Origin of the sequence: Azospirillum palustre (genome assembly GCF_002573965.1) — a bacterium.
GTDB lineage: Bacteria > Pseudomonadota > Alphaproteobacteria > Azospirillales > Azospirillaceae > Azospirillum > Azospirillum palustre.
This window is the reverse complement of the sequence record NZ_PDKW01000041.1, coordinates 458,028-470,084: the sequence shown is the minus strand read 5'-3', so window position 1 is coordinate 470,084 and position 12,057 is coordinate 458,028. Positions and strand designations below refer to the sequence as shown.

General features: G+C 67.9%; 12 protein-coding genes and 1 pseudogene. 3 read left to right on the top strand and 10 right to left on the bottom strand.

Features of this window, described 5'->3' with window-relative positions:
• Positions 1–14: 14 nt before the first annotated feature.
• From CRT60_RS15805 to oxlT, 6 genes and pseudogenes are all read right to left on the bottom strand, one after another.
• A complete protein-coding gene (locus CRT60_RS15805) occupies positions 15–434 on the bottom strand; it encodes an NAD(P) transhydrogenase subunit alpha part 2 (RefSeq protein ID WP_042704241.1) in 420 nt (139 codons plus the stop codon).
• 13 nt (positions 435–447) lie between these two features.
• Positions 448–1,163 (bottom strand): annotated as a pseudogene (locus CRT60_RS15800) (Rossmann-fold NAD(P)-binding domain-containing protein).
• Positions 1,164–1,317: 154 nt separating this feature from the next.
• On the bottom strand, positions 1,318–1,812 hold the full coding sequence (locus CRT60_RS15795) for a CBS domain-containing protein (RefSeq protein WP_342210677.1): 495 nt from the start codon (positions 1,810–1,812) through the stop codon (positions 1,318–1,320).
• 68 nt (positions 1,813–1,880) lie between these two features.
• Entirely contained in the window at positions 1,881–2,909 is a 1,029-nt protein-coding gene (locus CRT60_RS15790) for a 2-dehydropantoate 2-reductase (protein WP_098737473.1), read from the bottom strand.
• Between the two features lie 226 nt (positions 2,910–3,135).
• Entirely contained in the window at positions 3,136–3,879 is a 744-nt protein-coding gene (locus tag CRT60_RS15785; RefSeq protein WP_098737471.1) for a sulfite exporter TauE/SafE family protein, read from the bottom strand.
• A 301-nt stretch (positions 3,880–4,180) separates the two neighbouring features.
• Positions 4,181–5,485, bottom strand: a complete 1,305-nt coding sequence (gene oxlT / locus CRT60_RS15780; protein WP_098737469.1) for an oxalate/formate MFS antiporter — start codon at positions 5,483–5,485, stop codon at positions 4,181–4,183.
• Positions 5,486–5,960: 475 nt separating this feature from the next.
• Here oxlT and CRT60_RS15775 point away from each other — a divergent pair, with 475 nt between their 5' ends.
• Positions 5,961–6,404: a GNAT family N-acetyltransferase gene (locus CRT60_RS15775; RefSeq protein ID WP_098737467.1), complete on the top strand. Its 444-nt coding sequence runs from the start codon at positions 5,961–5,963 to the stop codon at positions 6,402–6,404.
• Positions 6,405–6,494: 90 nt separating this feature from the next.
• On the opposite strand, the gene CRT60_RS15770 is transcribed toward CRT60_RS15775, so the two are convergent.
• Complete coding sequence (locus tag CRT60_RS15770) at positions 6,495–6,716, bottom strand: hypothetical protein (RefSeq protein WP_098737466.1); 222 nt, start codon at positions 6,714–6,716, stop codon at positions 6,495–6,497.
• 427 nt (positions 6,717–7,143) lie between these two features.
• On the opposite strand from CRT60_RS15770, the gene CRT60_RS15765 reads away from it, so the two are divergent.
• Together CRT60_RS15765 and CRT60_RS15760 are read left to right on the top strand one after the other, a co-directional pair.
• Positions 7,144–7,599, top strand: a complete 456-nt coding sequence (locus CRT60_RS15765; protein WP_098737464.1) for a CBS domain-containing protein — start codon at positions 7,144–7,146, stop codon at positions 7,597–7,599.
• Between the two features lie 78 nt (positions 7,600–7,677).
• Complete coding sequence (locus tag CRT60_RS15760; RefSeq protein ID WP_098737462.1) at positions 7,678–8,607, top strand: histone deacetylase family protein; 930 nt, start codon at positions 7,678–7,680, stop codon at positions 8,605–8,607.
• A 61-nt stretch (positions 8,608–8,668) separates the two neighbouring features.
• Here the strand turns inward: CRT60_RS15760 and CRT60_RS15755 are convergent, their stop codons facing one another.
• From CRT60_RS15755 to CRT60_RS15745, 3 genes are all read right to left on the bottom strand, one after another.
• On the bottom strand, positions 8,669–10,384 hold the full coding sequence (locus tag CRT60_RS15755) for a pyruvate, phosphate dikinase (RefSeq protein ID WP_098737460.1): 1,716 nt from the start codon (positions 10,382–10,384) through the stop codon (positions 8,669–8,671).
• Positions 10,381–10,959 (bottom strand): NAD(P)-binding domain-containing protein, encoded by a 579-nt coding sequence (locus CRT60_RS15750; protein ID WP_098737458.1) that lies wholly within the window; start codon positions 10,957–10,959, stop codon positions 10,381–10,383. The genes CRT60_RS15755 and CRT60_RS15750 overlap by 4 nt, the downstream gene beginning before the upstream one ends.
• Before the next feature lie 155 nt (positions 10,960–11,114).
• A complete protein-coding gene (locus CRT60_RS15745; RefSeq protein ID WP_098737456.1) occupies positions 11,115–11,897 on the bottom strand; it encodes an NUDIX hydrolase in 783 nt (260 codons plus the stop codon).
• Between the last annotated feature and the right edge of the window lie 160 nt (positions 11,898–12,057).

Genomic DNA, 12,057 nt, shown 5'->3' with positions numbered 1-12,057 from the left:
AGGTTTCCATGGTCTTACTTGCCCTTCTTCTTGAACATGGAGAGCATGCGCTGGGTCACGAGGAAGCCGCCGAAGATGTTGACGGACGCCAGGATGACGGCGAGGAATCCCAAGACCTTGGAGAAGCCGAAGCCGGCCGGACCGGCGGCGACCAGTGCGCCGACGATGATGACCGACGAGACGGCGTTGGTGACGGCCATCAGCGGCGAATGCAGGGCCGGGGTGACGCGCCAGACGACGTAGTAGCCGACGAAGCAGGCCAGCACCAGCACGGTCAGGCCGGTGACGAAGAAGCTGCCGTGGCTGGCCGCCTCGGTGACCGGGACCGGCGACAGCTGCGCCACCTGCACGGCCAGGGCATCGACCTGATTGGTCAGGGCCGCCAGGGTCTGGCGGAACGCGGCGATGTTGCTTGCGGGATCCGGGTGTTCCATGGGATCCGCCTCCTCACGCGGGTTGCGCTTCGCGGGCGTCCGCGAAGGCAGGATGCACGATGGCGCCGTCGCGGGTCAGCGCGATGGCCTTGACGATCTCGTCGTCCCAGTTGACGACCACGCCGGTGTCTTTCCCGTGCAGCGACGTCAGCAGCGCCAGCAGGTTCTTGGCGTAGAGCAGCGACGCGCTCTCGGCGATGCGGCTGGCGTAGTTGGCGTGGCCGACGATCTTCACGCCGTTGGCCGTGGTCACCACCTCGCCCAGCTTGGAGCCCTCGACGTTGCCGCCCTGCTCGCGAGGTTGGCCTGGGAGGACAGCACGTCCATGACCTGGGCGCGGGTGATGCGCGGCATGAACTCCATGGCGAAGGCGTTGACACCGGCGTCGGCATAGGCCTTCACATGGTCGCGGCTGTTGTAGGGATTGAGGATGGCGAACAGCAGCGCGCCCTTGCGGATCAGCGACAGCTCGTCGACTTCCCCTTCGCCAGCGATCAGCGGCCGCTGGACCTTCAGCACGATGTCGGCATCGGCCAGCGCCGAAGCCTGGTCGGCGGCGATGGCGGCCCCCGCCGCCTCATAGGCTGCATCGGTGATGCTGGAACCGAGGCCGGCCCCGCTCTCCACCACCACGTCCAGACCGAGGGCTTTGAATTTCTTGACGGTTTCGGGAGACGCGGCGACGCGGCGCTCGCCCGGGCGGCGCTCCCTGGGTATCGCGATCTTCATGTCGTTTGCTTTCGAAGGCCGGCCTTGGCGGCGGGCAATAATCGGCCCACCCCTGGGTCAAGGCTCCCGGTCAGGGCCGGATCAGGGCGGGCGAGCGCCGAAGCGGCAACTCGGGTGGGGCGGCGGACATGCGCCGGCCCCACCCGCACAGCATTCACTGGTTGGCAACGACCGGGAAGTCCCAGCCTTCCGCCGCCGTGGCGGCGGCTGTGGCGGCAGCCGCAGGAACGCCCTCGCCCGACAGCTCTTCCAGCTGGCGGCGGATCAGGTCGCGGACGCTGACGACGCCGACCAGGGTGGAGCCTTCCAGAACCGGGACATGGCGGATGCCGTGCTCGTCCATCAGGCTCAGCACATGACGCACGGAGTCCGACGGGCTGCAGCAATAGGGATCGCGCGTCATCAGCGCCGAAACCGCCTGCTCCAGGATGGCGGGACCGCGGTCGACCAGGGCGCGGACGACATCGCGTTCGGAAATGACGCCGACCACCGTGTTGCCTTCGGTGCGGCAGACGTCCTTGACCACCAGCGCGCCGGTGTTCTCCGCCTTCATCAGGCGCAGCGCCGTGGTCACCGTTTCATTGATGCGCACCATGCCGATGCGCGTGCCCTTCTTGCGGAGAATGTCCTCGACCTTCATGACGCTCATCCCCCCTGTTCGAAGCGGCCGGCCCGACCCCCTGTCCGGGTTTGCGCCGGCCGCGTCACCTGAATTGCTTATTGGGCCGCCACCGCTTCCGGAGTGCGGGCGGGAGCGGCGGACTGCGGCCGGCTGTAGCAGCCGGCGGTCTCGCCGCGCTGCTTCACCAGCGCCAGCACCACGTCGATGGTCGGCGTCGGCACGCCCACCATGCGGCCCATCTCCTGCACCACCGACAGCAGCGGGTCGATCTCCATCGGCCGGCCGCGCTCCAGATCCTGGAGCATCGAGGTCTTGTGCGCGCCCACCGCGGCGGCGCCGTTGATGCGGCGCTCCACATCGACGCGGAAATGGACGCCCAGCTTGTCGCCGATGTCCTTGGCCTCCAGCATCATCGCCTTGGCGACGGCGCGGGTGTCGGCATCGCCGCAGATGACCTCCAGCGTGCCATGGGTCAGCGCGCTGATCGGGTTGAAGCACAGGTTGCCCCACAGCTTCAGCCAGATCTCGTCGCGGATGCGGTCCAGCACCGGCGCGCGCAGGCCGCCGGCCTCCATCGCCTTCGACAGGGCGACGACGCGGTCCGACTTCGACCCGTCCGGCTCGCCGAGAGAGAATTTGTCGCCATAGACATGCTGGATGACGCCCGGCTCCACCACCTCGGTCGCCGGATAGACGACGCAGCCGATGGCGCGCTGCGGACCAAGGCCCTTCCACTGGACGGAGCCCGGATCGACGGTTTCCAGCGTGCGGCCGTCGAACTCGCCGCCGGTGCCGTAGAAATACCAATAGGGAATGCCGTTGACCGCGGTGACGACGGCGGTGTGGTCACCGAGAAGCGGTTGCATCGCGGGCACGACACCGGGGACGGAGTGGGCCTTCAACGCGACGATCACATAATCCTGCGGGCCGAGTTCGGCCGGGTTGTCGGTGCAGCGGGGGTGGACGACGGTCTTTTCCTCCCCCATCAGCAAGGTGACGCCGTTCTCGCGCATCGCCGCCAGATGCGCGCCACGCGCCACCAGGCTGACTTCGGCACCCGCCTGATGCAGGCGAACGCCGAGGTAGCCGCCGATGGCCCCGGATCCGTAGATGCAGATCTTCATGCCGGATTCCCCTCTCCCCCGATTTCACTTTTTGAATGCTGTGGGGCTGGACGACGCCAGCCTGCCCGCACCGGCCGCATCCATCGGCTGACCGGTCGCTTTGCAGCGGCATCCAACAGTCTGTCGCGCAAACTGTGTCTGGAGTTTGGTATACCACATACCGTATGTCAATGCGGAATGTGGGGGCACGGTTGAGATTGCGGACGCCGGTTACACCCCGTTCGGGTCAGGCTCCCTTCGCGAAAAAGTACAGTGTCAGCACCGCGCCGATGAGGACCACCAAGGTCTTCAAAAGCTTGGGATCGACCCGCTTCGCACCGATGGCGCCGGCATAGCCGCCGGCCACCGCCGCCAGGGCCATCGCCACTGTTTCCGGCCAGGACACCGCGCCGGCGACGATGAAGGTGCCGACCGCCGCCGCGTTCATCAGCATTGCAAGCAGAAGCCGCAGCCCGTTCATGGCATGGATGTCGCGCAGCCCGAACAGGGTCAGCGCCGCCAGCATCAGGAAGCCGATGCCGCCGCCGAAATAGCCGCCATAGATCGAGATCAGGAACTGCACCGCCAACACGCTGCGCCCGCCCAGCCGCAGCCTGGACACGATGCCCGGTGCATAGGCGCCGATGGCGAAGACGGTCGTCGCGAACAGCAGAAGCCAGGGCACGAAGCGGGCGAAGGTCGCGTTCGGCGTCACCAGCAGAAGCAGCGCGCCCACCAGCCCGCCGACAAGGCTGAGGGCGGCGAAGACCGGCACATTCACCTGGCCGCCAGCGGCGATCTCCCGCCGATAGGCCCAGCTGCTGGCCGCCTGTCCCGGAAACAGCGCCACGGTGCTGGAGGCGTTGGCGGCCACCGGCGGCACCCCGGCGAACAGCAGGGCCGGAAAGGTGATGAAGGCGCCGCCCCCGGCGACGGCGTTGAGCGCGCCGGAGCAGAAGGCCGCCAGCATCAGGACAAGAATACCCAACATGACCGACCCACCCCTTTCGATCCGTGTTGACGGCACCAGCCGTATTCTGTATACAGAATATCAGTCTCCCAGCGTTCTCTGCCGGGACCTGTCAGTCGGGGGTGCGGGTCGTGAATGCGGTTCACGACCGGCCTCCCAAAACGCGACAAACCGACACCGGGACCAATGCGGTGGTCCCGATGCCGGTTTGTCGTTTTTCCGGCGGTACCTGTTCCGCCCTTACGCTGTTCCGCCCTTATTTGGAGTTCCGGCTGGCCCCCCGGTCAGCGGGAACCCCATCGGTGGACGGTCCGCGGTTCCTTCAGTCGGCGCCCTCGGCCGCCAGCTTGCCGACCGGCTGGGTGGTGTCCTCGGCAATCTGGCGGGCACGCATCGGCTTCAGGACGAACAGGGCCATGAAGGCGGCGATGGCGTTGACCGCGGCGGCGAAGAAGAACACCGCCTGCCAGCTGCCGGTCGAGGAGACGATCACGTTGGCGAAGGGAACGACCAGCGACGCGGTGCCCTTGGCGGTGTAGAGCAGGCCAGCGTTGGTGGTGGCGAACTTCGACCCGAAGCTGTCGGCGCAGCAGGACGGGAACAGGCTGTAGATCTCGCCCCAGGCGAAGAACACCAGACCGGTCAGGACGACGAAGGCGACCGGATGCTGGCCCCACTGGTTCAGCGCCAGGATGCCGACCGCTTCGATGGCGAAGGCGACGAACATCGTGTTTTCACGGCCGATATGGTCGGACACCCAGCCGAAGAACGGACGGGTCACGCCGTTCAGCACGCGGTCGATGGTCAGCGCGAAGGTCAGCGCCGGCAGGGTCAGGCCCATGATGCTGACGGGCATGCCGTCGAGGTGGAAGTCCTTGGCGATCGGGCCGAGCTGGGCGGTGGCCATCAGACCGCCGGCGGCGACCATGACGAACATCAGGTACATCACCCAGAAGACCGGCGACTTCAGCGTCTCCTGCGGGGTGTAGTTGCGGCGGCTCTGAGCGATGTTGCTCTTGGTCTTCGGCAGCAGGGCCGGGTCGGCTTCCTTCAGGAACCAGGCCAGCGCGAAGACGATCAGGCCCTGGCCCAGACCGAACACCAGGAAGGTCTGCTCGAAGCCGGAGGTCTGGATCATGTTGGCGATCGGAACGACCGTCAGGGCGGAACCGGCACCGAAGCCGGCGGCGGTCAGGCCGGCGGCCAGGCCGCGGCGATCCGGGAACCACTTCAGCGCGTTGCCGACGCAGGTGCCATACACGGCGCCGGCACCGACGCCGCCCACAGCCGCGCCGATGTAGAGCAGCGCCAGCGAGTCGGCGAACGAATTGATGACCCAGGCCAGGGCGCACAGGATGCCACCGACCACGACGACGATGCGGGGACCGAACTTGTCGACGAACCAGCCCTCGACCGGCACCAGCCAGGTTTCGGTCACGACGAAAATGGTGAAGGCGATCTGAATGGCGGCACGGCCCCAATGATACTTTTCATCGATGGGGTTGACGAACAGCGTCCAGCCATATTGCAGGTTCGCAATCATCGACATACAGATCACGCCGATGACCAACTGCATCCAGCGGCCGCCGAGCGGTGCTCCCTGCGCCTCCGAATTCGTATGCTGCATCTTCTATCTCCTCCTAGGAAGCGGTTCTCTGCCGGTTCAGGCGTCGCTTCTGTTTTGATGCTTTAGGCGTTTTCTTTGGTGTGTTCTGAGATGCTTCGGAATTTGATGCTGTTGTTTGCTGTGAGTGGCAGCGCGGCGGGGATGCGGCCCCGGGGCGCTTCACTGCTGTGGGAGGCGGGTTTTCGCCCCCCGCCAAATCGGTGCGGTCCTGATCCGATCTGGAATTATCAATATGGTATACCAGATGCCGAATGCCGTGCAAGCGATTAGTGGAAGGCACGAACTGTTTCCGCAGGCTGCATTCGCGCCGCTGCGGGGCCTGCCTCCGGCGATTGGTTTTCCGGCACGCGGAAAGTGTGGCAGGCCAGCTTTTGGCCGGACAAGCTGCTGGCATATGGTATGCCAGCGCCGGGGACGTACCGCCGGTGCCGATGCCCTTTCCGGCAGAACCCATATTGATAAGGAGTCGACCGCCATGGACCAGCAGCAGAACATTGAGATCGTCGTGGCGCGTGACGATGCCGATATCGCCGCCAGCTACGCGGTCATGAAGGAGCTGCGGACCCACATGACCGACCCCGAAGTCTACCGCGCGCAGATCCGCCGCCAGATGGACGACGGCTACAACCTCGCCCTGCTGCGGCTGGATGGCGAGATCGCCGGCTGCGGCGGCTTCCGCGTCCACGAGACGCTGTCGCGCGGCCGCTATATGTATGTCGAGGATCTGGTCACCAGCTCCGCCAAGCGCTCCTACGGGCTGGGCGACAAGCTGTTCGACTGGCTGGCCGGCGAAGCGCGGGAGCGCGGCTGCGCCCAGATGGAGATCATCTCCGGCATCCAGCGCGGCGAGGCCCACCGCTTCTACCACCGCAAGCGGATGACCATCAAAAGCTTCCAGCTGGTGCTGCCGCTCGCCTGACCGGACGGGGCGGCGAAAGCGGGCACAAACGAAAAAGACGGCCCTTGGGAGGCCGTCTTTCTCACGATGACAGGAAGGAAGAGCCGCGGATCAGAAGGCGCGCGGGAAGCTCGCCCAGGCCGGGCCCGGCGGCAGTTCGTCTTCCGGTTCCTTGAGATCGGCCTCGGTCGGGTTGGCGAGGCGAAGCGGCGCGGAGGAGAAATCGCGCTGCGACTTGCCCGCGTTGGCGATCTGCATCGACAGAATATAATGGACCGTACCGCCGAAGACGGACAGCACAAGCGCCAGAACCAGCATTTCCAACATGTTCATCGCTCCAGTGTCTCGGTGGGGTGCTTTTTTGTTTGATCGGCTTCGGCGTGACAATTCCGTTATGACGCAGCGCAGCAATCGGTTCAAGTTTTTTGGTATACAAGGTACATGATGCCGGACATGCGCATACCGCATGCCTCGGTTCATTTGCATGCATAACAAACATATCGCATTCCGGACATTCAGGCTGTGCTGCGTTGGTATCATGAGCCAACAGGACGCGGCCCATTGCGCTGCACCATCGTATGAGGCGGCCTGGGAAACAGGGCCGCCGCCAAAATTGGCCATCGAAATTGTTTGATTGGCGTACAGTATTTGGCATACCATATTCAAAGCACGACGCCCGGCCGGGCGCCCTGCCGGCCCTGAAGACGGGCCGCCCCACAGATGGCTTTCCCGCCAGCCGCAGCCGATCAGGAGTCCCGCCATGAAGGTCGAACACATCCTGCGCACCAAGCAAGCCCGCGTCGTCGCCGTGCGGACCAGCGCGACGGTCGCCGACGCCATCCGCCTGATGAAGGCGGAGAACATCAGCGCCCTGGTCGTCAAGGACGTCTGCCGCACCGAAGGCAACACGCTGGCCGGCGTCCTGTCGGAGCGCGACATCGTGCACGCCCTGCTGGAGCGCGGCAGCTCGCTGATGGCGATGCCGGTGTCGCAGCTGATGACCCGCCAGCCGGTGACCTGCGCCCCGTCCGACAGCGTGCGGCAGGCCTTGCATCTGATGGAGCAGCACCACATCCGCCATCTTCCGGTTCTGGAGGACGGCCACCTGGTCGGCGTCGTCAGCGCCCGCGACTTCACCCGGCTGCAATTGCAGGAGCTGGACGGCACCGTCACCGCGGTCGCGGAACCGCCGTCCGCCGCCACCTACGCCCACTGATCCGTCCCACCCGTACCCGACCGCGCCGCCGCCGGCACATCCAGCCCGGCGGCGCCTTTGCCATGGGAGTGACCCTCCGTGACCACCCTGATCTTCACCCATCACGACTGCTTCGCGCACGACACCGGCCCCGGCCACCCGGAGGCGCCGGAACGGCTGGCCGTGGTGTGGCAGGTGCTCGATCGGCCGGAGTTCCGCGACCTGGAGCGCCGGTCAGCGCCCGAAGCGGATGTGGAACAGCTGTCGCGCGTCCATGAGCGCTCTTACGTCGATGCGGTCCTGGCCGCGGTCCCGACCGACGGTTACCAGCGGCTGGACGGCGACACGCTGCTGTCGCCGGGGTCGCGCGGTGCGATCCTGCGCGCCGCCGGGTCGGTCTGCGCCGCGGTCGATGCCGTGCTGGCCGGCGAGGCGACCAACGCCTTCTGCGCGGTGCGCCCCTGCGGCCATCATGCCGAACCGGCCCGCGCCATGGGATTCTGCGTCTTCAACAACATCGCCGTCGGGGCGGAGCATGCCCGCAAGATCCATGGGCTGACCCGTGTCGCGGTGGTCGATTTCGACGTGCATCACGGCAACGGCACGCAGGCGATGTTCGCCGACGACCCCAACCTGTTCTTCGCCTCGACCCACCAGTCGCCGCTCTATCCCGGCACCGGCAATTCCTGGGAGCGCGGCGTCGACGGCAACATCCTGAATCTGCCGCTGGAGCCCTACAGCGGCTCCGTCGAATTCCGCCAGGCGGTGGAGCGCGTCATCCTGCCGGCGCTGGAGGCATTCCAGCCGGAACTGCTGCTGATTTCCGCCGGTTTCGACGCCCACAAACGCGATCCGCTGGCTCAGCTCGGCCTCACCAACGAGGATTTCGAATGGGTGACGCGCAAGCTGGTCGAGCTTGCCGACCGCGTCTGCGGCGGCCGGGTGGTGTCGGCGCTGGAAGGCGGCTATGACGCCACCGGTCTGGCGGAAGGCTGCGCCGCCCATCTGACGGCGCTGATGCGGGCCTGACGGGCGCTGTCCAGGGAGAAGGCGTTCGCAACCCGAAGCCTTCCTCTCGGTCCTCTTCCCCTCAATCCGTCGCCAGCCCCACCCCGCACTCGCGCGCCCACTCCAGCAGCCGGGCGGTCGCGCCGTCCGGCGCCGGCCGCTGCAACGGGGCAGCCCCCAGCACCACGGCGCCGTTGCTGCCGTCGATGGTCAGCAGGTCGCCGGTTCGGACGGTCACATCGCCGACCCGCATCACCCCCTCCTCGACATCGATGCGGAGCATGCGGGCGCCGCAGACGCAGGGCCGGCCCATGCCGCGGGCCACCGTGGCGGCGTGGCTGGTGAAGCCGCCGCGGGCGGTGACGATTCCGATGGCGGCGTGCATGCCGTGGATGTCCTCCGGCGAGGTTTCCGGCCGGCACAGGATCACCGGCGCCCCGCCGCGCGCCAGCCGCACCGCGTCGTCGGTGGTGAAGGCGGCCCGGCCGGTGGCCGCTCCGGGCGAGGCCGGCAGGCCGGTGGCGATGGCCGCCGCCAGCGCATCGGCCGTCAGGGTCGGGCGCAGCAGCTCGTCCAGCGCCTGCGGATCGACGCGGCGCACCGCCTCGTCGCGGGTGACGATCCCCTCCTCCGCCAGATCGACGGCGATGCGGACCGCCGCCTCGGACGACCGCTTGCCGCTGCGCGACTGCAGGATGAACAGGCGTCCGCCCTCCACCGTGAACTCGATGTCCTGCATGTCGGCGAAGGCACGCTCCAGCCTGTCCGCCACCGCGCACAGCTCGGCATAGACGGCCGGCAGGCGGCGCTCCATGGAGCGGCCGGAGTCGAGTTGTCCGGCGCTCAGCGGGTCGGGGTCGCAGGTGCCGGACACCACATCCTCGCCCTGGGCGTCGGCGAGGAACTCGCCGCACAGGCCGGGGGCGCCGGTCGAGGGGTCGCGGGTGAACAGCACGCCGGTGCCCGAATCCGGCCCACGGTTGCCGAACACCATCGCCTGCACCGTCACCGCCGTTCCCAGATCCTCCGGAACGTCGTGCAGGGCGCGGAAGGCCACCGCCCGCGGGTTCATCCAGGAGCGGAACACCGCCGCCACCGCCAGACGCAGCTGCTCGGCGGGATCCTGGGGGAAGGGCCGGCCGCAGCGGGTCTCAACCAGCCGCAGGAAGGACGGAAGCAGGGTGCGCCAGTCCTCCGCCGTCAGATCGGCGTCGCGCTGGAGCGCCCGCTCCTCCTTGTGCTCGTCCAGCAGCGCCTCGAACCGGTGGCCGGGCACGCCCATCACCACGCAGCCGAAGGACTGGACCAGCCGGCGATAGCAGTCATAGGCGAAGCGCGCGTCGCCCGACGTCGCCGCCAGCCCTTCGACGCTGCGGTCGTTGAGGCCGAGATTGAGGATGCTGTCCATCATGCCGGGCATCGAGACCGCGGCGCCGGAGCGCACCGACAGCAGCAGCGGACACCCGGCATCGCCGAAACGCCCGCCGGCCTGCCGTTCCAGCGCCAGGACGGCGCCGTCGATCCGCCCGATCAGGCCGGCCGGCAGCGCATCCTGCGCCCCCAGCCCGCGCCCGGCCTCCGCGGCGATGACGAAGCCCGGCGGCACCGGAATGCCGAGAGCCGCCATCTCCACCAGACGCGCGCCCTTGTTGCCCAGCCGCCCGACATCGGCCCGGCCATCGCCCAACCCGGCGCCCAGTCCGGCACCGAAGGGAACGATCACGTCCGGTACGGCCGACAGGAGGAGAGCGGCCGGATGGCGGAGCGGGGCGATGTCGGGAGCGGTCAAGCTGTTCATGATGCACTCAACATGGGTTCGGCCGGCCCGTCGAAGGCCATCAGACGCAGCAGCCGGTGCAGTCCATCCGGATCGTCGTTCTTCCTGTCCGCAGTCCGGGCAAGATGCGCCCGCTGCCCGTCACCGGGTCCGCCGGCACGGACGACGCCATCGCTGAACAGCCGCAGCAGCGGTTCGGCCCGCGCGCAGGCCGCATCGCTGCCGCCGAGATCGATGGTGAAGCCGGGAGCGAAACCGGGAGCCGGCGGCGCATCGGCGGTCAGGACCCCCATGCCGGACAGCCGCGCGGCGTTGGCCGCAGCCTCTGCCGGCGGAATGCGGGACAGATCGATCACCAGCGTGCCCGGCGGCAGGGCGCCGGCAAAGCCGTCATTGGCGAAGCGGGCGTCGCCAAACAGGGCGGCCTCGACCGCGCGGGCATCGGGCAACAGCATCATCACGACGTCGCACATCCCGGCCTGGTGACGGAACGCGCCGCGGCCATGGCGGTCGTGGTGCAGCCGGTGCCCGGCCTGCCGCAGCCTGTCCATGATCGCATCGGCCATCTCCCCGTTTCCGACGAACCCGACATCCATTGCGCGATCCTCCTGCCTCCGGCCCCCGCCGCCGTTTCCCTCAGCGGGATCCGGCGCCGTGCGTCAGTCTGGAGATTGATTGCGCATTCCGCGTCGCACAATAGCACCATCGCGCAATTTTCACATCGCGGAAACCCGTCCCGACTTACCTAATCTTACCCAAGCCTAACATGTTCGGCCGGGGTCTCCAGTGGCGAAAAGCCGCAGCCCTCCGGAATGCGGAGCACCGGACCGGACGGGGTTTCCACCATCAGCGGCACGATCGGCGGCGGCAATTCCCGTCCTGGCAGGGCACAGGCCATCGCCGCCGCCACGTCGGCACAGCCCGCCAGCCGCAGCAGCGTCATCCGGGTGGCGTAGACCAGCCGCCGCCGTCCGGCTCCGGACTCCGCCAGAAGGCGGCGCGGGCTTGCCCACAAGGCCGCGACCGCCTCCCCACCGTCGCAGACCGGCTGCTGTCCCTCCGGTGCCGGGGCCAGATAGAACAGCGTGTCGAAGCGGCGCGGCAGCATCTCCGGCGTGACCCAGCGCGCCAGCGGCGCCATCCGGTCGAGGGCGGGGACAGCGCCCACCCGCGCAAGCGCCGCGGCGAATCCCTCCCCCGCCGCCAGCGCGCGGCGCAGCTCGTCGAGGGTGCCCGGCGCAAGGGGATCGCGGGACAGCAGCACGCCGCATTCCTCCGCGCATTCCCGCAAGGCGGCGACGCGGTGCGCCAGATCGATGGGCGGGTCTCCGTTCGGCCAGTGGCGGCGCCAATGCGGATCATGGTCCATCGCCTCCATGCGCCCGCCGGGGAAGACGGTGGCGCCGGCGGCGAAACGCAGGCCGGCATGGCGTTCCATCACCAGCAATTCCAGCCCCTCAGGCCCGTCCCGCAGCAGGATCAGCGTGGCGGCGGGATGGGCTGGAACGGGGCTTTGCGGCGCGGTCTCGGGCATGCCCCAGTGTCGCCGACGAGCCGGCCGGCTGTCCATGTGCCGCGGGTGGAACCACTCTCACGATGCGGAATAAGGATCGGGCGCCGTTTGACCGTCCGGCCTAGGACTTCCAGCATCGGGCCAACACCGAACCCCAACTCATCATCGTTCGCCAGTCCCG